At 62.8% G+C, this 20,816-nt stretch carries 19 protein-coding genes and 4 tRNA genes; 12 read left to right on the plus strand and 11 right to left on the minus strand.

The window, feature by feature from the left end:
- Nucleotides 1-118: 118 nt before the first annotated feature.
- The gene (locus tag GM658_RS00070; protein ID WP_155451985.1) at nucleotides 119-418 is read left to right on the plus strand and encodes a hypothetical protein; all 300 of its coding nucleotides are present in this window, start codon (nucleotides 119-121) and stop codon (nucleotides 416-418) included.
- Nucleotides 419-430: 12 nt separating this feature from the next.
- Here the strand turns inward: GM658_RS00070 and GM658_RS00075 are convergent, their stop codons facing one another.
- From GM658_RS00075 to rnr, 6 genes are all read right to left on the minus strand, one after another.
- Nucleotides 431-1,234, minus strand: coding sequence for an outer envelope protein (locus tag GM658_RS00075; RefSeq protein ID WP_155451986.1), 804 nt, complete (start codon nucleotides 1,232-1,234; stop codon nucleotides 431-433).
- Complete coding sequence (locus GM658_RS00080) at nucleotides 1,231-3,108, minus strand: methyl-accepting chemotaxis protein (RefSeq protein WP_155451987.1); 1,878 nt, start codon at nucleotides 3,106-3,108, stop codon at nucleotides 1,231-1,233. The genes GM658_RS00075 and GM658_RS00080 overlap by 4 nt, the downstream gene beginning before the upstream one ends.
- Nucleotides 3,109-3,211: 103 nt before the next feature.
- On the minus strand, nucleotides 3,212-3,886 hold the full coding sequence (locus GM658_RS00085; RefSeq protein ID WP_155451988.1) for a YceH family protein: 675 nt from the start codon (nucleotides 3,884-3,886) through the stop codon (nucleotides 3,212-3,214).
- 9 nt (nucleotides 3,887-3,895) lie between these two features.
- A complete protein-coding gene (cysE, locus tag GM658_RS00090; protein WP_155451989.1) occupies nucleotides 3,896-4,639 on the minus strand; it encodes a serine O-acetyltransferase in 744 nt (247 codons plus the stop codon).
- 167 nt (nucleotides 4,640-4,806) lie between these two features.
- Nucleotides 4,807-5,538, minus strand: coding sequence for a 23S rRNA (guanosine(2251)-2'-O)-methyltransferase RlmB (gene rlmB, locus GM658_RS00095; RefSeq protein WP_211841799.1), 732 nt, complete (start codon nucleotides 5,536-5,538; stop codon nucleotides 4,807-4,809).
- 60 nt (nucleotides 5,539-5,598) lie between these two features.
- Complete coding sequence (gene rnr, locus GM658_RS00100) at nucleotides 5,599-8,169, minus strand: ribonuclease R (RefSeq protein WP_155451991.1); 2,571 nt, start codon at nucleotides 8,167-8,169, stop codon at nucleotides 5,599-5,601.
- 213 nt (nucleotides 8,170-8,382) lie between these two features.
- On the opposite strand from rnr, the gene GM658_RS00105 reads away from it, so the two are divergent.
- The 5 genes from GM658_RS00105 to GM658_RS00125 all read left to right on the plus strand — a co-directional run bounded on the left by GM658_RS00105 (nucleotide 8,383) and on the right by GM658_RS00125 (nucleotide 10,238).
- Nucleotides 8,383-8,467, plus strand: a tRNA-Leu gene (locus GM658_RS00105).
- Between the two features lie 172 nt (nucleotides 8,468-8,639).
- Nucleotides 8,640-9,710 (plus strand): NF038122 family metalloprotease, encoded by a 1,071-nt coding sequence (locus GM658_RS00110; RefSeq protein WP_155451992.1) that lies wholly within the window; start codon nucleotides 8,640-8,642, stop codon nucleotides 9,708-9,710.
- 64 nt (nucleotides 9,711-9,774) lie between these two features.
- A tRNA-Leu gene (locus GM658_RS00115) sits at nucleotides 9,775-9,859 on the plus strand.
- A gap of 176 nt (nucleotides 9,860-10,035) precedes the next feature.
- Nucleotides 10,036-10,120 (plus strand) — tRNA-Leu (locus tag GM658_RS00120).
- Between the two features lie 33 nt (nucleotides 10,121-10,153).
- Nucleotides 10,154-10,238: transfer RNA gene (locus tag GM658_RS00125), tRNA-Leu, on the plus strand.
- A 52-nt stretch (nucleotides 10,239-10,290) separates the two neighbouring features.
- Here the strand turns inward: GM658_RS00125 and GM658_RS00130 are convergent.
- A complete protein-coding gene (locus GM658_RS00130) occupies nucleotides 10,291-11,142 on the minus strand; it encodes an SDR family oxidoreductase (protein ID WP_155451993.1) in 852 nt (283 codons plus the stop codon).
- Nucleotides 11,143-11,224: 82 nt separating this feature from the next.
- On the opposite strand from GM658_RS00130, the gene GM658_RS00135 reads away from it, so the two are divergent.
- From GM658_RS00135 to GM658_RS00160, 6 genes are all read left to right on the plus strand, one after another.
- On the plus strand, nucleotides 11,225-11,614 hold the full coding sequence (locus tag GM658_RS00135; RefSeq protein WP_155451994.1) for a winged helix-turn-helix transcriptional regulator: 390 nt from the start codon (nucleotides 11,225-11,227) through the stop codon (nucleotides 11,612-11,614).
- 12 nt (nucleotides 11,615-11,626) lie between these two features.
- Nucleotides 11,627-13,759 carry an ATP-binding protein gene (locus tag GM658_RS00140; RefSeq protein ID WP_371865003.1) on the plus strand — a complete coding sequence of 711 codons (2,133 nt, stop codon included), beginning with the start codon at nucleotides 11,627-11,629 and terminating at the stop codon, nucleotides 13,757-13,759.
- Entirely contained in the window at nucleotides 13,756-13,965 is a 210-nt protein-coding gene (locus tag GM658_RS00145; RefSeq protein WP_155451995.1) for a hypothetical protein, read from the plus strand. Before GM658_RS00140 ends, GM658_RS00145 begins: the two co-directional genes overlap by 4 nt.
- A gap of 49 nt (nucleotides 13,966-14,014) precedes the next feature.
- Nucleotides 14,015-14,545 (plus strand): phasin family protein, encoded by a 531-nt coding sequence (locus GM658_RS00150; protein WP_155451996.1) that lies wholly within the window; start codon nucleotides 14,015-14,017, stop codon nucleotides 14,543-14,545.
- 61 nt (nucleotides 14,546-14,606) lie between these two features.
- Nucleotides 14,607-16,247, plus strand: a complete 1,641-nt coding sequence (locus tag GM658_RS00155; protein ID WP_155451997.1) for a VRR-NUC domain-containing protein — start codon at nucleotides 14,607-14,609, stop codon at nucleotides 16,245-16,247.
- Nucleotides 16,244-18,529 (plus strand): ATP-dependent DNA helicase, encoded by a 2,286-nt coding sequence (locus tag GM658_RS00160; protein ID WP_155451998.1) that lies wholly within the window; start codon nucleotides 16,244-16,246, stop codon nucleotides 18,527-18,529. The genes GM658_RS00155 and GM658_RS00160 overlap by 4 nt, the downstream gene beginning before the upstream one ends.
- 66 nt (nucleotides 18,530-18,595) lie before the next feature.
- Here the strand turns inward: GM658_RS00160 and GM658_RS00165 are convergent, their stop codons facing one another.
- From GM658_RS00165 to GM658_RS00175, 4 genes are all read right to left on the minus strand, one after another.
- Entirely contained in the window at nucleotides 18,596-19,084 is a 489-nt protein-coding gene (locus tag GM658_RS00165) for a DUF4124 domain-containing protein (protein WP_155451999.1), read from the minus strand.
- A 77-nt stretch (nucleotides 19,085-19,161) separates the two neighbouring features.
- Nucleotides 19,162-19,716, minus strand: coding sequence for a GNAT family N-acetyltransferase (locus GM658_RS00170; RefSeq protein WP_155452000.1), 555 nt, complete (start codon nucleotides 19,714-19,716; stop codon nucleotides 19,162-19,164).
- Entirely contained in the window at nucleotides 19,713-20,039 is a 327-nt protein-coding gene (locus GM658_RS28785) for a hypothetical protein (protein ID WP_170298612.1), read from the minus strand. The genes GM658_RS00170 and GM658_RS28785 overlap by 4 nt, the downstream gene beginning before the upstream one ends.
- 51 nt (nucleotides 20,040-20,090) lie before the next feature.
- Entirely contained in the window at nucleotides 20,091-20,816 is a 726-nt protein-coding gene (locus GM658_RS00175) for a LytR/AlgR family response regulator transcription factor (RefSeq protein ID WP_155452001.1), read from the minus strand.

Consider the following 20,816-nt stretch of genomic DNA (forward strand, 5'->3'; position numbering starts at 1 on the left):
CGATTACAGCTGGTAATCGGCGCGTTCCTTCCATTGGTCGTTATTTTAATGCAATTTAATTTACTTTAAGGTAATATATGCCAAGTATTCGCAAAGTTGTGGAAGGAAAAGGAACATCATGGCCGATTCAGAAGCAAGCGCAGTATCGACATCCGAACGGGTTTACGACCCGAACCGCTTACTCGATGCACTCATCGAACATCTCAGGCTGAAGAACGATGCGGCCCTGGCCCGCGCGCTCGAAGTGGCGCCGCCGGTGATCAGCAAGATCCGCCATCGCCGCCTGCCGGTGGGCGCCGCCCTCCTCATTCGCATGCACGAAGTCTCCGAACTGACAATCACCGACTTGCGCTACCTGATGGGAGACCGCCGCAAGAAATTCCGTATCAGCGACAGCCAGGGCAAGCCCAAGGATTAATCGGCGCGGCGCTTAGAAGTGGTACTCAGCGCGGACCATCGGCGTTTTCGCCAGGCTGCCTGGCACGTCGGAAGGATTGCCGAACTTGTTGCGCCAGTATTGGTATTCGAAGCCGGCTTTGACCTTGCCCGGCTTCAGTCCAACGGCCGCGCTGAAGTCGTACATCACCTGCATGTCGATATTGGTCTCCGGCCCGGTAGGCCCGCCAAACTCGTTGCGGCCCTTGCTGCCGATGTAGTTCATATACCCTTCGAATGACCAGCCGCTGCCCAGCGGGATGCCCCAGGCGGCATTCAGCATCGCGTGCGTGTCGTAGTTGTAGCGCGAATCGACACCGATCGGTTTATTGCTCTCCCATAGCGCCAGCAAGCTGATATTCAGGAAGCCCGGCACGTCCACCATCAAGGTTGGTCCCGCCACCAGCATCTGCTTGCGCGAGGCGTAGCCCTTGTCGTTCTTGTGGTTCCAGTCGAAGCCCAGTGTGAAGCCCAGGCCACGCATGCCGGCGCCCTTGAACTCCCTGCCGCTGATCTTGCCGATATCGAGTGTGTGGCGGTATAGCAAATAGGTCTCGGTCGCCCGGTCATCCGTGCTGTCGGACTTCAGCACGTCGATGTTCAGGTAATTGCTGCCGTAAGCGTAGCCGCTGGCATGCGTGAAATTGAAGATATTCTTGTGGATGTCTTCCGGGTTGTATGGTTCAGCAAACCTGGTGCCATAGCGGTAACTGACAGAGTTATCCATCCAGTCCAGCGCAAAGGCAGGTTGTACGGCGGCCAGCGACAATGCGGCTACGGCAAATGCGGCTCGGGTCATGCTTTCTCCTTTAGTTTGAACAGTCCCACTACTTGTTCCAGGCGCGCAGCCTGCTCACTGAGCGATTGTGCAGCGGCTGCGGCTTCTTCCACCAGCGCGGCATTCTGCTGCGTAGTGTCGTCCATCTGGGTCACTGCCTGGTTGACCTGGTCGATGCCCAGGCTCTGCTCCTGGCTTGCGCTGGCGATTTCCTGCATCAGGCCCGCGACGTTCTGCACCGATTTGACGATGTCCTGCATTGCCATGCCGGCAGAATCGGCGAGTTTTCCGCCATCGGCCACCTGCTGCACCGATTCGGTGATCAGCTCCTTGATTTCCTTGGCGGCTGCGGCGCTGCGCTGCGCCAGGTTGCGCACTTCGCTGGCGACGACGGCAAAGCCACGTCCCTGCTCGCCGGCACGCGCCGCTTCCACCGCGGCATTCAGCGCCAGGATATTGGTCTGGAACGCAATGCCGTCGATTACGCCGATGATGTCGGAAATCTTGTTCGAGCTGGCGGTGATGGACGCCATTTTCTCGACAACCTGTCCGACTACAACGCCACCGCGCTTGGCCGATTCCGCAGTTCCGGCCACCAGCTTGTTGGCTTGCTCCGCGTTGGCGGTGTTGTTATGCACGGTCGACGTGAGTTCTTCCATTGCCGCAGCCGTCTGCTCCAGGTTGGAAGCCTGCGCTTCGGTGCGGGCCGACAAATCCATATTGCCGCTGGCGATGTCGCCCGTCGCTTCACCGATGGCGCGGCTGCTTTCGCGCACGCGCAGGATGGTGACGTTGAGCGATTCAACGAATTTGTTGAACGCTGCAGCCAGCGCGCCGATTTCATCCTGTGTTTCGACCGGCATGCGGCGTGTCAGGTCGCCGCCGCCGCTGGCGATGTCTTCCAGCAGTTCCGCCGCATGCGCCACCGGCGCCGCGATCGCACGGGCAATGACGAAAATGGCCAGCATGCCGATGCCGCCGCCGATCACAGCCGCAATCAGCGAAGTCATGGCGGCGCCGCGCGCGATCCCGGCCAGCACTTCGGCTTCCGGTACCTGGGCCACGAGGTAAGCGTTCAGCTCGGGAATGAAGGAGGAAGCCACCAGCTGCTCGCCATCCGCGCCCTTGAAGCTGTCGGCTATAAAAGCTTCGCCGCCGAGCAAGCGCTTGGCCAGGGCCGGCGTCATGCCCTTCATGTCGGCCAGCTGGTGTTTGCCATCCACCATGGCCGGATCGCGGTGGATCAGGACCATGCCGTTGGCGCGCACCAGGAAGACATAGCCCGATTGTCCCAGTTTGTAGTTGCGCACCGCCTCGGCCAGCGCATTGACCGACAGGCCAAGGCCGGCCACGGCCTGCTTGCCGCCCGCCGTCTGCACGCGGGTGTTGATGAACAACATATAGGAATCGGCGCTGACGTCCTTGTCGATGTCCAGCTGGTAGGGCGAACTGCCGGACAGGAAGCCGTAGAACCACTGGTCGCTCGCGGCCTTTTCGTTCAGTGTGCGGTCATAGCCCTTGTCGGTAAAGTATTTGCCGGTGCTGCGCGAAACCCAGAAAACCGTGGCGGCATTGTTCTTCGACTTCAGGTTTTTGGCCTGCGCCGACCATGCGGCCACGCCCTCTTCCGGCACGCCGGCTTCTTCCCACGCGTGCAGGAAGGTGTTGTTGGCCAGCGTTTGCGAGACCGCCAGCGGCGTAGCGATCTGGCGCAGCACGTCGTTCCGGATGGCGGCCACCTGCGCCGGCAGCTCATGGCCAAGCACGCGCTCGCGCGCAGCCTGGCTGGTTTTCATGATGCTTAACGTGGACGAGATGATAATGAACAGCAGCAGGCACAGGCCCATGCTGAGAAGAAGCTTGTGCCGGATGGACAAGCGGCGCAGCAATTCCATTCGTACTCCCCCAAGTGATATTGTTCTGCATCCAGCATAACAACGCCCGGGGGCCGCCACAATCAATCTAAACGAATATGGCGGATTCTCACAACAGCTACCGCTACTCGATTACCGCCCGCAATTCAGCGACTTGCGCTGCCAGGGCGGCGACTTCTTCACGCAGGGAAGCGACTTCCTGCTCCAATTGCGCCACGCGGTCGGCGCGGCTGGCGCCGCCCTCACCTGCGCCGCTTGCGCTGCCGCCATAAGCGCCCGCTGTCGATTCGCGCGCCAGCGCTTCCTCGCCTGCCAGCAACTGGCCATAACGTGGTTCGCGAGAGCCGGGCGCCAGCGGCAGCTTGGCGACGATCGGCGGATATTTGTCGATCAGGAATTGCAGTGCCGTCTCCACATCGGCCACGGACTTGAATTCATGCAGGCGGCCGGTACGGGTACGGATTTCGCCGGCCGTTTGCGGGCCGCGCAGCATCAGGATGGTCAGGACCGCCAGCTTGTCCTGCTCCAGTGTCCACTTCATGCGCATGCGGTGTTCGTACTTGACCACGCGGGCGCCGGACTGGCTGACAGTGCCGACCAGTTTGCGTTCGGCCAGGCGTGCCAGCACGTCGGCCACGGTATCTTCGGACAGCTGCATCACCGGTTCGCGGCTGGAAAGCTGGTTGCAGCCGTTGGTCAGCGCGTTCAGCGACAGCGGGTAGTTGTCCGGAGTCAGGCCTTCTTTTTCAGCCAGTACCGCGAGCACGCGGATCTCAAACGGGTCCAGTATCTCGTCCATGGTTCTTCCTTATTCGACCAGTTTGTTGAGTTCTGTCTGATCGAGCTTGTCGCAGGGCTTGAGGTCCGGACAGGCCAGGCCCGCCGCCTTCATCGCTGCTGACAGGCGTTCGATCTGTTCTTCCTGCGCCACCGCGTGCGTGATCAGGCTATGCAGGGCCTTGGATAGCGGGTCGTCGCCGTTTGCTGTCACACCGTAGGCGGAGAAGAAGCGCGAGGATGGCGACGGCGCTGCGTGTTCTTTCTGCACCAGGTGGGCGGGGTTGCCGACGGCGGTGGCGCCCGCCGGCACTGGTTTCAGCACTACGGCGTTGGAGCCGACCTTGGCATATTCGCCGACCGTAAAGCCGCCCAGGATCTTGGCGCCGGCGCCGATGATCACGCCACGTTCGAGCGTGGGGTGGCGCTTGGCGCCGGCATGCAGCGAGGTGCCGCCTAGCGTGACGCCCTGGTAGATGGTGCAGTCGTCGCCGACTTCCGCGGTTTCGCCGATAACGACGCCGAAGCCGTGGTCGATGAAGACACGGCGGCCAATCGTGGCGCCGGGGTGAATTTCGATGCCTGTAATAATGCGGGCCAGGTAGGAGATGAAGCGGCCCAGCCATTTCAGGCCGTGGGTCCAGCACCAATGCGCCCAGCGGTGCATGACGATGGCTTGCAGGCCCGGGTAACAGGTCAGCACCTCCCAGCCATTGCGAGCTGCAGGATCGCGCTCGATGATGCTGCGGATGTCGTCACGGAGGTGGTCAAACATGGTGGTGCTTTGGCGGGATGTTGTTCAGGCAAATATCATAGCGCATATGCCTGGGGTTTGCTGGCTGCCAACCCGGTAAACCTGGGTACGCCCCAAGGGTCGGACCCTGGGCCCGCGGCTGCCGCCGGTCGGGTCTGACCCTTGGGTCGGCCCCAGATTTACCGGGTTTAGACTTCGCGAGCAATACGCTGGCGGCGCGCTTCGTACAGGCAGACGCCGGAAGCGACCGAAACGTTCAGCGACTCAACCGAACCAAACATCGGGATCGACACCAGCACATCGCAAGTCTCGCGCGTCAAGCGGCGCATGCCCTCGCCTTCCGAACCCATCACAATCGCGGTCGGACCGGTGTAATCGCCTTCGTACAGCGTCTTGTCGCCATCGTCCGAAGTACCAATCAGCCAGATATCACGCTCTTTCAGCTCACGCAGCGTACGCGCCAGGTTGGTCACCGTAATGAACGGCACCGACTCCGCCGCACCGGAAGCCACTTTGGCAGCGGTGGCGTTCAGGCCAACGGAGCGATCCTTCGGCGCAATCACCGCATGCGCACCGGCGCCGTCGGCCACACGCAGGCAAGCACCCAGGTTGTGCGGATCGGTAATGCCGTCCAGCACCAGCAGCAGCGGCGGGCCTTCCACCGCATCCAGCAATTCATCCAGGTTGCGCGCCAGCGCCAGCTGGGAAGCAAACGCAATCACGCCCTGGTGGCGGCGGGTGCCGACGATCTTGTCGAGGCGTTCGGATTCCACCGGCATCACGCGTACGCCAGCGGCTTTCGCGTGGGCGATCAGGTCTTTCATGCGGCGGTCGTCGCGGGCCTGGTCGAAGAAGATCTCTTCAACGCTGGAGGCTTCGTGGCGCAGGCGCGAGGTAACGGCGTGGAAGCCGAAAATCATTTTGTTCTTGGACATCGTAGTTCTCAAAATAATTCCGGCGCCGAAGCGCCGGATGGGTGCTTATCGTTTTTTCTTAGGCTTTGCAGCCTTGGTGACGCGCTTGGCGGTGGCTGGCTTCGGCTTGGCCTTCGCCTTCGGCTTGGCGGCCTTGCGGGCAGGCGGCGCCGATGGCGCGTAGGCCGGAGCGGAAGGGCCACGCTTGGAAGTCGAGCGGCCCGGTGCGCGGGTCGGGGCTTCATCGCGCGCCGAAATCGACGGCGCTTGCGCTGCATTGCGTGCAGCCTTGCGCTTGCGCGCTACGGCCGGGCTCTCGTCTTCGTCGAAGCTGTCGAAATCGCCGAACGAGCCCACCAGCCCGCCGCCCTTGCGGGAGCCCTTCTTGCCTTGCGGTGGCAGGGTCGAAATTTCGCTGTCAGCCAGGCGCAGGTCGATCTTGCGCGACTCGAGGTCGACACGGACCACTTGCACGTTCACACGGCCGGTCAGCTGGTAACGCTTGCCGGTGCGCTCGCCGCGCAGTTCGTGGCGCGCATCGTCGTACTCGAAGAAGTCCGCGCCCAGGTCGGTGATGTGCACCAGGCCTTCCACGAACAGTTGGTCCAGCTGCACGAAGATGCCGAAATTGGTCACGCCAGTGATGATGCCGCTGAACTCTTCGCCCAGCTTGTCCTGCATGAAGTAGCACTTCAGCCAGGCTTCCACGTCGCGCGAAGCTTCGTCGGCGCGGCGCTCGTTGGCCGAGCAGTGCACGCCCAGCGCGTCCCAGATGGTCTGGTCGCCCTTGGCTTTCTTCTCCTTGCCTTCCTGCTTGTCCTTCAGTGCCTGGCGCCGCTGGGCATTCGAGATCGTGGTGTTCAGCACCGACATGTTGCTGATCTTCGGCTCATACTTCTTGCCCGCCAGGATCGCCTTGATGGCGCGGTGGGTCAGCAAGTCCGGATAGCGGCGGATCGGGCTGGTGAAGTGGGCATACGCCTCATACGCCAGGCCGAAGTGGCCGATATTGTCAGGGCTGTACACCGCCTGCTGCATGGAGCGCAGCAGCATGGTTTGCAGCAGCTGCGCATCCGGACGCTCCTTGATCTTCTTCATCAAGTCGGCGTAATCGCGGGCCACCGGCGTATCGCCGCCGCCCAGCGACAGGCCAAGCTGCTTCAGGAAATCGCGGACCTGGGTCAGCTTTTCCTTGGTCGGACCGGCGTGGATACGGTAAGTGCCCGGGTGCTTGTGGCGCAGCAGCAGGTCCGCCGCACACACGTTCGCCGCCAGCATGCATTCTTCGATCAGCTTGTGCGCATCGTTGCGGGTGCGCGGGATGATCTTCTCGATCTTGCCGGCCGGGTTGCAGACAATGTAGGTCTCGGTGGTTTCGAAATCGATCGCACCGCGTTCCAGGCGCGCCTTCTGCAGCGCGTGATACACATCGTACAGGTCCTGCAGGTGCGGCACGATTTCCGCGCGGCGCGCTGCTTCCGGGCCCTTGGTGTTGCCGAGGATGGCGGCCACTTCGGTGTAAGTCAGGCGCGCCGCCGAGTGGATCACGGCCGGGTAGAACTGGTAGGCCTTGAGTTCACCTTGCGCGGTGATCACGGCGTCGCACACCAGGGTCAGGCGGTCGACACGCGGGTTCAGCGAGCACAGGCCGTTGGACAGCTTCTCCGGCAGCATCGGGATCACGCGGCGCGGGAAGTAGACCGAGGTACTGCGCTCGATGGCATCGCCATCCAGGGCATCGTTCGGCTTCACATAATGCGATACGTCGGCAATCGCCACGATCAGGCGGAAGGCCTTGCTGCGGCCGACTTTCACCGGCTCGCAATACACCGCATCGTCAAAATCGCGCGCATCTTCGCCGTCGATGGTCACCAGCGGTACGTCGCGCAGGTCGACGCGCTCGCCCCAGTCGGATTCACGCACCACGTCCGGCAGCTTGGCGGCCTGCTTCAGCGCCGCGTCCGAGAAGATATGGGGCACGCCGAACTTGCGCACGGCGATTTCGATTTCCATGCCCGGGTCGTCCATGTCGCCCAGCACTTCGACGATCTTGCCCGATGGCTGTTTGAAGCGGCCAGGCTGTTCGGTCAGCTCCACGCTGACGATCTGGCCCGCCTTGGCCTTGCCGACGGCGCCCTGCACCAGGATGTCCTGGCTGATGCGCTTGTCTTCCGGCGCCACGACCCATACGCCGTTTTCCTTCAGCAGGCGGCCGATGATATGGGTGGTGCCGCGCTGGACCACTTCGACAATGGTGCCTTCCGGGCGTCCGCGGCGGTCGTAGCCGATGATGCGGCCCAGCACCTTGTCGCCGTGCAGCACCTTCTGCATTTCGCGCTCGGCCAGGAACAGGTCTTCGCCCGGCTCGTCAGGAATCAGGAAGCCGTAGCCGTCGCGGTGGCTGGACACGCGGCCGGCAATGAATTCGGAATGGTCCGCCAACACGTAGAAGCCGCTGGTATCGGATCGGATCTGGCCGTCGCGCTCCATCGCATTTAAGCGGCGCGTCAGGACGGCTTGGGAATCGGCTTTGACTTTGAGCGACAGCGCCAGCGTGCGCAGGTCGAGCGGCGCTTTGGCGCTGCGGAAGATGCCGAGAATCTCTTCGCGGCTAGGAATGGTATGAGTGGAGTTCAAAAGTTCTTCAGTAATCTTATTATTGGTTGGTAGTGTAACAGGAAGGGCCGCACACAAAAATCTTTCGCAGACCCTTTGACATCGGCAGAGTTTCCTCTATAATTCTGGCTCTCGCAGCGATGCGGGAATGGCGAGTCGATGTGCAGCGTGGAATGAAAGTTCATCTGGCGCAAAACTCACCAAAGCAGTATGATAGCAGATGTTGTTGCTAATGCCCACGTGGCGGAATTGGTAGACGCGCATGGTTCAGGTCCATGTGCCGCGAGGTGTGGGGGTTCGAGTCCCTCCGTGGGCACCAAAAATTCCGCAGAGAAGCCGCTGATGTCAGCGGCTTTTTTGTTTTGCGCGACGCGCTTCAGTCGGTCTCTTTTACACTGCCTTGGCCAGCACCGCTTTAGCGCCCGGCAGCGCTCTCCTGCGCACGATTCTTGCGCCACCCTCCTCGCACCTTAACTCGAAGGAGAACCGCCATGAAAACCCTTCTCGCCGGCCTACTTCTGGCCGCCGGCACGGCATCCGCCAACCCTACTTTCCATTTCCAGTACGTCCCCGGCACTTCAGCCCAGGCCCAGCAAGGCTTCCAGGCCGCTGCTGCGCGCTGGTCTAATTTACTGCACGACAACGTGACGATCAATTTGACGGTTGGCTTTAACGCGCTCAGCGGCGGCATTCTCGGCCAGGCGGGAACAGCGCAAAACTTTTACAGCTATTCAACGGTGCGCAACGCACTGGCGGCGGATGCCACCTCCGCAGCTGACGCCACTGCCGTGACACACCTGCCGGGCGGCTCGACCTTCAATATGCTGATCAACCGCACCTCTGACAATCCCCATGGCGCAGGCAGCGCTACGCCCTACCTCGATAATGACGGCGGCGCCAACAACAAGACCTTGCACATCGCCGACGCCGAAGCGAAGGCCCTCGGCCTGGCTATCACGCCGCAAACCTTGTCCGGCTGCATTGGCACCTGCGATGGCTTCATCCAGTTCAACAGCAATTTCAATTTCGACTTCAACCCGAACAACGGCACCGACGCCAATGCCTTCGATTTCGTCGGCGTCGCTGCACATGAGATCGGGCACACGCTGGGCTTCATCAGCGGCGTCGATATCCTTGACGGCAATTCCCCTCCTTACAACGGGCCGTTCAACGATAACCAGTTTGTCTACGTGTCTGCGCTCGACATGTTCCGCTACTCCACCCTCAGCTCGGCGCAGGGCGTGATCGACTGGACTGCCGACAACCGCGCGAAATACTTCTCGCTCGACGGCACTACAATGGGACCGCAATTCGCGACCGGCGTGAACTTCGGCGATGGGCGCCAGGCCAGTCACTGGAAAGACGATATGTTCATTGGCCTGATGGACCCTACAGCAGGCCTCGGCGAAACGCTGCACATCACCGCCAACGACACCCGGGCCATGGACGTCATTGGCTGGAACGTGGCAGCGGTTCCCGAGCCGTCCGGCTGGGCCATGCTGGGCGCTGGCATGCTGGTGATGACGGCGCGCCGTCGTGGCCGTTCCAGCAAGCTTTCATAAATGTCTTGACGCTTGGGCATCCGGCCATTACTATGCGTGCCTCGTTGCAGAACAACGCGACAATGCCCACGTGGCGGAATTGGTAGACGCGCATGGTTCAGGTCCATGTGCCGCGAGGTGTGGGGGTTCGAGTCCCTCCGTGGGCACCAAAAATTCCGCAGAAAAGCCGCTGAAAAGCGGCTTTTTTGTTTTCCGGCGCCCGCAAGCCGGAAAATCAGAAAGTTGCAGGAAAAAATCAATTAGTCCTTGACCAATCCTGCTTCGGCCATTAATATGCGTGCCTCTGTTGCACACAACACCGCAACAGAGAGTTGAAGAAGACAGCGCCCACGTGGCGGAATTGGTAGACGCGCATGGTTCAGGTCCATGTGCCGCGAGGTGTGGGGGTTCGAGTCCCTCCGTGGGCACCAAACGCTATCTTCTGAAACGAATGCAGTACCAGTGCCCACGTGGCGGAATTGGTAGACGCGCATGGTTCAGGTCCATGTGCCGCGAGGTGTGGGGGTTCGAGTCCCTCCGTGGGCACCAAGAATTCCGCAAAAAGCTCCCTTCGGGGAGCTTTTTTCATTTCCGGGCTGGGTCAGGCGCTCAGTGCCGCTTCCACGGCCTGCGCCACGCTGCGGGTTGGGCGTCCAATCAGCTTCTCCATCGCTTTCCCGTCATCGAAAAGGCCGCCGCGCGCTGCGCCGGCATCCGAATCAGCCAGCAAATCAGGCCATGGCGCCGGCACGCCCACGCCGGCCAGCACGGCGGCAAACTCCGCCTGCGGCAGGTTGCGGTAGACCGCCGGCTTGCCGGATTGGCGCGATGCTTCGGCAGCCAGTTCCGCCAGCGTGAACGAGGTGCTGCCTGCCAGCTCGTACACCGCTTGCGGCGTAGCGGCCGTCAGCACGGCCACTGCAGCGGCGGCATAGTCGGCGCGGGCGGCGGCGGAAATACGGCCCTCGCCTGCGCTGCCCACCATGTCGCCACGCTGCGCGGCGCCCTGGATACGGCTGTTGAAGTTCTCGAAATACCAGCCATTACGCAGGAAGGAATACGCCAGGCCGCTGTCGCGGATAGCCGCCTCGGTGGCGACATGCTCCTCCGCCAGCTTCAGCGGCGAAGTGTCGGCACGCAGGATGCTGGTGTAGGCCAGCAGCTTGACGCCCGCACGTTTCGCCGCGTCGATCACGGCGCGGTGCTGCGCTGTGCGCTTGCCCACCACGTTGGCGGAGACCAGCAGCACCCGTTCCGCGCCTACCAAGGCAGCATCGAGGCTAGCCGGATCTTCATAATCCGCGCGGCGGACCTGCACGCCACGCGCCGCCAGGTGCGCCGCCTTGGCCGGATCCCGCACGGCTGCCACAATCTGCGCCGCCGGCACTTTCTCCAGCAAGCCTTCCACCACCAATTGACCCAATGCGCCCGTGGCGCCAGTTACGACGATCATGTTTTTCTCCTTGGTTGAAAACGATGTAGGGCTATAATAGGACCAACACTAACTTTTCGTAAGTACGTACTTTTTGGTAAGTATGGAAAAAACTTCAAAATCGCTGCGCGCCGCGCTATCGAGCCGCGCCACAAGGCCTGCCAATGTGCTGGCCCCCGAGTGCCCATCCCGGGCGGTATTAAGCCATGTAACCAGCCGCTGGGGCGTCCTGGTGCTGGTGGTGCTCCTGGGCGGGATGCACCGTTTCAGCCAGCTGCGCAAGGAAGTGGGCGGTGTCAGCGAAAAAATGCTGGCGCAGACCCTGGTCGCGCTGGAGGGCGACGGCTTTGTGCTGCGCACCGCCCTGCCCGTGATCCCACCCCATGTGGAATACAGCCTGACGCCCCTTGGCCGCGAGGTCGCGGAACGCCTGGAAGTGCTGGTCGACTGGATCGAAGACAACATGCCGCGCATTGTTGCGCCGCAGGTGTAATACACTTGCAGCGTGGAGCAGAACAACACCATCCTGGTCGCCAGCAGTTCCAGCCTCGATGTCGCGGCGCTGGAGCTGGCGCTCGCCCGGCACCAGTACCGGGTTGAATCGGTCAACAGCGGCGAACATGCGCTGCAGCTTGCCCGCGACGGCGGCATCGTCCTGGTACTGCTCGATACCATCCTGGCCGGCAGTGCCGACCTTGAACTGACCGGCCAGCTGACGCAGGCCGCGCCCGACCGCCGCATTCCGGTACTGCTGATGTCGCACCGCCCCACGCAAGACGAACAGCAGCGCGCGGCCCGTGCCGGGGCAGACGGGTATTTCTCGCTGCCGCTCGCCACCACCAGCGTCGTCGACCATGTCCTGTTCGCACTGAAGGGCCAGCGTATCGGCGGCTTCGACCTGGAAGTGAACTATCACATGATGGCGGCAGCCTCCCCCGACGCCGTCATGCTGCTGGACCTGGACAGCGGCCGCCCCATCGACCTGAATCACCGCGCTGAGCAGATGCTGGGGCGCAGCGCATTGGAATTGCTGTCCTCCCCGCTGTCTTCGCTGTGCGAGCGGGGGCAGATGGAGGCCATGATGCAAAGCGTGCTGGCCGGCGAATTGCGCGTCCACCGCCTGACTTTCCGCCACAGCAGCGGGCGCCTGATCGACTGCAACGCGCGCGGCGTGCGCATCGCCAAGCCTGGCCGCAGGCTGTTCCACGTCCGCTTTGTCGACGTCACAGGCACCCAGCGTGCCGAAGACCTGCGCGTGGGCCAGGAAAGGCTGCTGGAAATGATGGCGCGCGGCGTTCCGCTGGAGGACACGCTGCATAAGCTGGTGCAGCTGGTCGAGTCGCAGTCGGATGGCGTGCTGTGTTCCGTCATGCTGCTCGACGAGGACGGCGTGCATATGCATTGCGGCTGCTGCCCCAGCCTCCCCGCTTCCTACGCCGAGCTGCTGGAGGGCATGGCGATCGGCCCCGGCGTCGGCTCCTGCGGTACCGCCATGCACCGCCGCGAAGCCGTCGTGGTGTCGGATATCGAGCACGATCCGCTCTGGGCGCCCTACCTGGACCTGATCAAGGACTACGGCCTGCGCGCCTGCTGGTCGATGCCGATCATGCAGGACGAGCACAAGGTGCTGGGCTCCTTCGCCATGTACTACCGCACCGTGCGCCATCCGGACGCCGACGAGCAGCGCCTGATCGGCGTCGCCAGCCACCTGGCCAGCATCGCCATCGAACGCGCACGGCGCGAAGCGGAATTGCAGCGCCACCGCAGCCACCTGGAAGAACTGGTCGAGGCCCGCACCGCCGAACTGTCGCGCGCCAAGGAGCACGCGGAGCAGACCAACGAGGAGCTGCAAGCGGCATTGGAAAACCTCAGCATGACGCAGGAAGAACTGGTACGGCGCGACAAGCTGGCCGCGCTCGGCTCGCTGGTGGCGGGCGTGGCGCATGAACTGAACACCCCGATCGGCAACAGCCTGGTTACCGCTTCCACCCTGGCCGACCACACAGCGCAATTGAGCGCCCAGGTGAAGGAAGGCATCCGCCGCTCGGAACTGGACAACTACCTGGCGCGCGCCGGCGAAGCGGGGGACATCATCCAGCGCAACCTGCAGCGCGCCGCCAACCTGGTGGCCAGCTTCCGCCAGATCGCGGTCGAGACCACCGACGCCCAGCGCCGCCGCTTTTTCCTCGACCAGCTGCTGCAGGACATGCTGGCGCCGCTGTGGGCCAGCCTGCCGCAGCCGCGCCCCAACCTGGTGCTGGACGTGGTGCCCGGCCTCCAGTTGGACAGCTATCCCGGCCCCCTCAGCCAGGCCGTGGGCCACCTGGTCGACAACTGCATCGTGCACGCCTTCAGCACGCCGGGCGGCGAGCCTTGCGTGACGATTTCCGCCAGCGCCGTGGGCAGCGAGATCCTGCTGTCGGTGGCGGACAACGGCGCCGGCATCGCTCCCGACCACCTGCGGCGCGTGTTCGACCCTTTCTACACCACGCGGCTGGGGTCCGGCCAGTCCGGCCTGGGGCTGTACATCACGCACAATATCGTCACCGGGGTATTGGCCGGCAACATCACCGTGACCAGCACGCCCGGCCAGGGCGCCACCTTCACCATCCGCATACCTGCCACGGCCCCGCTATGAAAGCACGCCTCGCCTTCCTGTTCCTGGCCGCCAGCGCCGCGATCGCCGCCACTGGCGCCTTCGCCCGCCCCGCCTGGTGGTACCTGTACCAGAGCCGCATCGACGGCCAGCGCGCCTGCTCGCAAACCCCGCTGGGCAAGGGCTGGGTGCAAATGGCTGGTCCATTCAAAGATGCCCATTGCGAAAAGTTGGTGCGTCCTCAATAATGAAGTCAAAGCAAGAAGCAACGCCATCCCACAACGACAAGGAGACCGTATGTTTCAGAATCCCGAGCAGTTCGCCAACGCCACCAAGACACTGTTTGAATTCCAGCTGGAGACCTTCAACACCCTGACCAACCGCGCCATGCAAGGGGTTGAGCAAGCGGTCGCACTGAACATTGCCACGGCGCGCAAGGCGCTGGACGAGCAGATTGAAGCCGGCCGCAAGGTCAATGCCTCCGTCACGCCGCAAGAAGCGCTGGACGTGATCAACGCCCGCCTGCAGCCCGGCATGGCCGCTACGAACGCCTACAACCAGCAGCTGGGCGCCCTGCTGTCGGAAATGTCGAACGACTTCCACAAAGCGGCCGATGCCCACCTGGCCGAAGCAAAATCCAACCTGAGCGCCCTGATTTACGACGTGACCAAGAACGTGCGCCCCGGCTCGGACAACGCGGTGGAAATTGTCAAAAACGCCATCGAAAACGCTTTCAAAGGCTATGAACAGGTGACCCAGGCCACGCGCGACGCCGTCACCGCCTTCGAACAGCAGGTGGAAAAAGCCAACGCCGCTTCCAAGAAGTGACAATGCGGCGGGGGACGCGTTATACTGTATATAAATACAGTTTTCGCGTCGCCTCGCCTGCATGAACCAGATCCTTGAAAATCCGTTCTACTACCTGGACAACTTCCACCAGGTCCTGCACTGGATTGGCGAACGCTATAGCGACCTGCTGACCGACGAAGAAGCCGGATTCCTCGCCAGTTTCCCCACCCTGCCCCAGCCATCCCGCGCCCTGTTCGTGCGCATGGTGATGCGCAAGGGTGAGCTGTTCCGCGCCTCCAAGTTGAGCTATCCCGAGATCGGCTGCACCATGAGCGCCGCCGCGCCGCTGGTCGAGCAAGGCTGGCTGGTGCAAGACCCGGAGCTGACGCTGGACGAGCTGTTCGACCTGCTGCAAAAGCCCGAAATCACCCGCGTCTTCGCCCTGAGCGGCGCCGAACGCAGCGCGCGCAAGGCCGAGCAGCTGGAGGCCTTGCGCGAACGCCACGAAGGCAGCCATCGCTTTACCACCTGGTATGCCGACGCCGGGGACCAGGTCTACCACATCCTGTCCAAGCCCCTGTGCGACCGGCTGCGCCTGATCTTTTTCGGGAACTTCCACCAGGACTGGTCCGAGTTCGTGCTGTCCAACCTGGGCATCTACCGCTACGAAAAGGTGGAGTTTTCGCCAGCGGCGCGCGGCTTCCGTTCACGCCGCGACATCGACGATTACCTCGCCCTGCATGCCTGCCGCGAACGCTTTTCGGAGGGAGAAGACCCGCTGCTGCTGGCGCGCGAGCTGCCCGCGCTGGCCGAAGACAATGAATGGCTGCTCAGCCGCCGCCAGAAGATGCTGTTCCAGTTTGGCCAGCAGCTGGAAAAGCTGGGCAACTGGGCCGGCGCCTTCGAGCTGTACGAGCAATGCGCCTATCCCGGCGCCCGCGCCCGCGCCATCCGCGTGCTGGAAAAGGACGAGCGCCTTGGCCTGGCCTACGAATGGCTGCAGCGCGCGCAAGCCGCGCCGGAAAGCGAGGCCGAACGCCAGCAGCTGCTGCGCATTGCACCGCGCCTGCGCCGCAAGCTGGGGCATATGCGCGAGCCCGCGCACAAGCCAACGCCGGTCGAACGCATCGACCTGGTGCTGCCTATGCCGGCCGAAGAATGGTGGGTGGAAGGCGTGGTGCGCGACCACCTGTGGCAAGACGAAGCGCCCTGCTTCTATGTGGAGAATGCGCTGGCCAATTCCCTGTTTGGCCTGCTGTGCTGGGATGCGGTGTTTGCCGCCATCCCGGGAGCCTTCTTCCATCCCTTCCATCATGGCCCGGCCGATTTGCACAGCGCCGACTTCCAGCGCCGCCGCGCCGCGCTGTTCGAAACCTGCATGGCAAGGCTGGGAGACGGCAGCTACCGCGACGCCATCCGCGCCAACTTCGCCGCCAAGGCAGGCCTGCAGTCGCCCTTCGTGTATTGGGATGCGATCGACGAAGCGCTGCTCGGCCTGGCGCTGGACTGCATTCCCGCCGCCCATTTGAAGCTGTGGTTCGAACGCATCCTGCTCGACATCAAGGCCAACCGCAGCGGCTTCCCCGACCTGATCCGCTTCTGGCCGGACGAAAAGCGCTACCAGATGGTGGAAGTCAAAGGGCCGGGCGACCGCCTGCAGGACAACCAGCTGCGCTGGATCGATTACTGCGCCGAGCACGGCATGCCAGTTTCGGTCTGTTACCTGGCATGGGAAGAATGAGCTACACCATTGCCGTCCGCGCCCTGTGCGAATTCACCGCCAAACAAGGCGACCTGGATTTGCGCTTCACGCCCACGCCAACCGCGCAGGAGGGCATCGAAGGCCACGCCATCGTCACCAGCCGCCGCGATGAAGGCTATGAGCGCGAAGTGAGCCTGTCCGGCGACTTCGGCCCGCTGCACGTGCGCGGCCGCGCCGACGGCTACGCCCCGCGCCAGAACCAGCTCGAAGAAATCAAGACCTACCGCGGCGACCTGTCGCGCCAGCCGGCCAACCACCGCATCCTGCACTGGGCCCAGCTCAAGGTATATGGCCACCTGCTTTGCGCCGCGCGCGAATTGCCGGCCGTGCGCCTGGCCCTGGTCTACTTCGACATCGGCACGCAAAAGGAAACCGTGCTGACCGAAGAGGCGGATGCCGCCACGCTGCGCGCCTTCTTTGAAGAACAATGCGGCCGCTTCATCGCCTGGGCCGAGCAGGAACTGGCGCACCGTACCGCACGCGACGGGCAATTGCGAACGCTGCGCTTCCCGCACGCCGACTTCCGCCCCGGCCAGCGCCAACTGGCCGAAGCGATGTTCAAGGCCAGCGCGCGCGGCTGCGCGCTGCTGGCGCAGGCGCCGACCGGCATCGGCAAGAGCATCGGCAGCATCTTCCCCATGCTGAAGGCCAGCGCCGAGCATGGCCTCGACAAGGTGTTCTTCCTGGCCGCCAAAACAAGTGGCCGCAGCATGGCGCTGGGCGCGGTCGAGACCATCAAGCGCAGCGCGCCTTTGCTGCCGCTGCGCGCGCTCGAACTTGCCGCCAAGACCACCGCCTGCGAAAACCCGGACAAGGCCTGCCACGGCGAATCCTGTCCACTGGCGCAAGGCTTCTACGACCGGCTGCCCGCCGCCCGTGCCGCCGCCCTGCAGCAGAACATGATGGACCGCGCCTCGGTGCGCGAAGTCGCGCTGGCGTACCAGGTATGTCCGTATTATCTGCAGAGCGAACTTGTGCGCTGGGCCGACGTGGTGGTGGGCGACTACAACTACTACTTCGACATCAGTGCCATGCTGTACAGCCTGACGCAGATGAACGGCTGGAAGGTCAGCGTGCTGGCGGATGAAGCCCACAACATGATTTCGCGCGCCCGCAAGATGTATTCCGCCGAAATGGACCACGTGCGCCTGCGCGTGCTGCGCAAGACCGCGCCGGAAGCGCTGCGCAAGCCGCTGGACCGCGTGCATCGGCAATGGAGCGCGCTGGAAAAGGCGCAGGAAGCCGAATACGCCAGCCACGCCGTATTGCCCGAAAAGTTCATGGCGGCGCTGCAAACGGCCTGCACGGAAATTGGCGATTACATGTCCGAGCACCCGGCCTGGTTCGACGCCGATGTACTGGACTTCTATTTCAACGCCCTGCTATTTGGCCGCCTTGCCGAGAGTTTCGGCGAGCATTCGCTGTTCGACATCGAAAAGTCCGACGGTGGCCGCGGCGCCGCTGCGGGGCGCGTGAATTCCGTGCTCTGCATCCGCAACATCCTGCCGGCCCCCTTCCTCAAGCAGCGCTTCGAGGCAGCGCACGCGGTGGCCCTGTTCTCCGCCACGCTCAGCCCATGGAACTATTACGCCGACACGCTTGGCATGCCGGCGGACACGGCCTGGGTCGACGTCGCCTCCCCGTTCGACGCACAGCAGCTGCAAGTCCACATCGCCAGCCACATCTCGACCCGCTACCAGCACCGCGGCCGCTCGCTCATCCCGATCGCCGCGTTGATGGGCGAACAGTACCAGCGCCAGCCCGGCAACTACCTGGCCTTTTTCAGCAGCTTCGATTACATGGAAAAGGTGGCCGACCTGTTCGCCGCGCGGCACCCGGACATTCCGTTGTGGCGGCAGGAGCGCCGCATGGATGAAGCAGCGCGCGATGCCTTCCTCGCCCGCTTCCGCGCCGGCGGCGAAGGCATCGGCTTTGCCGTGTTGGGCGGCTCCTTCGGCGAAGGCATCGACCTGCCGGGCGACCGCCTGATCGGCGCCTTCATCGCAACCCTCGGCCTGCCGCAGATCAATCCGGTCAACGAGCAGATCAAAGCCCGCATGGAAGCGGCCTTTGGCGCCGGCTACGACTACACTTACCTCTACCCCGGCCTGCAGAAAGTCGTGCAGGCCGCCGGCCGCGTGATCCGCACCACCAGCGACCGCGGCACCGTCCACCTGATCGACGACCGCTTTGCCCGCCCGGAGATCCAGGCCCTGCTGCCCGCCTGGTGGCATGTCGAAGCGCAGAACTTTTCCGGCTAGTCGCTGCCCAAGCTCAATATCGCCCCCTGCGGTTTGTTACGGAACGTGGTTTTGTGGCCGGCATGTTTAACGCCTGCGCTGGCCTGGGCCACACAGCAAGGCGTGGTTCTCCTTGCGCTGGCGGATAACAGCCTGGCGTTCCTCTTCGGTTGCCACCACACCCTGCCTGAAACTGATTTTCTTGGCCTGTTCAGCATACGCAATCTGCTGCGCGTCACGCGTGCAGACTTCGTCATCGGTCATCGGCTTGTTGGAGCGGTGCATGCTCGGATTATAGGGCTCGCGCGCGGCAGCATCGGCAGCGTCATCGTTTGCCTGCTCACGCTGCATCCTTCGTTCACGCGACTCGCGTTCGCGCTGGCGCCAATCGTCGGCTGCCGGTGCCGCTGGAACTGCCGGCTGCGCTGGGCGCTGCACCGTAAGTTCCTTTGAGTTGACGCCATCTTGCGGCCGATCAGAATAATGGACCTTGCCGCCCGCATCCGTCCACTTATAGAGCTGCGCATGCGCAGGCACGGCAGCCATTGCGATCAACAAGGGAATTATTTTTTTCATGTGGCAAGTATATGGAAAACAATGCCCGCCATGTCTCACACATTGTCACTCGCCGCCAACGGGCGGCGTCCCGGCAATCAGCCCAACCAATCCTCGCGCAATAAGCCGTACTGAACCAGGTCGTGATGCTTGCCGGCCCAGTATCCAGCCTGGCGCAGCAAGCCTTCACGCTTGAAGCCCAGGGCTTCGGCCGAGCGCAAGGAATCAGCATTATCAGGATGAATCTGAGCCTCGACGCGGTTCAGTTCCATATGTTCCCAGCCCCATTGCAAAACGGCGCCCAATGCCTCACGCATGTAGCCGTTTCCACGCACGCGGGGATGTAATTCATAGCCCACGGTGCAGCGGCGCCAGTTGCGCTGCCAGGCGAACAGGCCGCAGGTTCCCACCAGTTGATCTTCACCTTTGATTTGCAGGCCCCAGCGTGTGCCGGGATTTGCCAAGTTCCGCCAGCCCGCAAAGAGTTCGATCAGCTTGACCGCTGCCGCCTCGTCAGGCAGCGGGTCAGAACCAAACCACCTCATCGACTCCCCGTCTCCATGCACCGCAAACAGCGCAGCAGCATCCGGAAGCACGATCTCGCGCAACAGAAGGCGTTCGGTTTCCAGCAATGGGAAGTCAGCGGAATTCATCGCGACGTGATTCGCTCATATTCAAGCTTTGCGTCATCATCCACGACGGGGGCTATTCCAAGCGCTGCACGGTGTACGTTTGAGCCTCGTGTCTTGACGCCCGAAACCCAATACTCTTCTCCAGTTTCGCAGTCCATGAAATTGCCGCGAATGCAGCCACCGGCAATCGACCGAAGTGATCGCCTTTTGTAATAGACGGTTCGCCCGGTCTTCGAAAACGTAGCCCAGCCAATCCACGCCGGCTGTCCAGCCAGCAGGCCGTCCTTGTTCTCAATGTACATGAGCCGTTTCCCACGCCCGCGGGTGAGCTGTGTCGATTTCATGACTGATTCCGTGTGTGGACTGAAAATTTTCGAAACAATAATACTCGGAATCTATAGCCCTTTCACCTTCTGGTAGCCGCTGCGGCTGACCGGGATCTTGCGGCCATCTTTCAGCACCGCGCAGTGGCTATCCTTGGTGACCTGCTCGATACGTTCGATGCGCTCGACATTGACGATCCATGAGCGGTGCAGGCGCACGAAGCGCGTCTGGTCCAGCTGCTCTTCCAGTTCCGACAGGCGCTGGTTTTTCAGGTACGGCTTGCCCTCGGCCAGGATCTCAACGTAATCGTCCTGCGCCTCGATGGAGTCGATGCGCTCCGCCGAAATCACGTGCACGCGCGCGCCATCGCGGATCAGCACACGCTCCAGCGGGCCGTTGCGGGTTGCCGCCTCGGCCGCCATCTGCGCCACAGCAGGCCGTTCGGCGCCCAGCCGCGTGCGCACGTGCGCCAGGGCCTGGTCCAGCCGCTCCTGCGGATAAGGCTTGAGCAGGTAATCGATGGCATGGACTTCAAATGCCTTCAGCGCGTACTGGTCATAAGCGGTGGCGAACACATAATGCGGCTTGCTGCCGGCCAGCTCCACCACCTCAAAGCCATCCAGCTTGGGCATCTGGATGTCGAGAAACACCACATCCGGCTCCAGTTCGGCAATCGCCTTCACGGCCTCGAAGCCGTTACCGCATTCCGCCACCACCTCCACGTCCGCATGGGCATGCAGGTACTCCCGCAGGACGCCGCGGGCTAATTCTTCATCATCGACAATGATGACGCGCAT

Origin of the sequence: Massilia eburnea, from assembly GCF_009720745.1 — a bacterium.
GTDB classification, from domain to species: Bacteria; Pseudomonadota; Gammaproteobacteria; order Burkholderiales; family Burkholderiaceae_D; genus Rugamonas; species Rugamonas eburnea.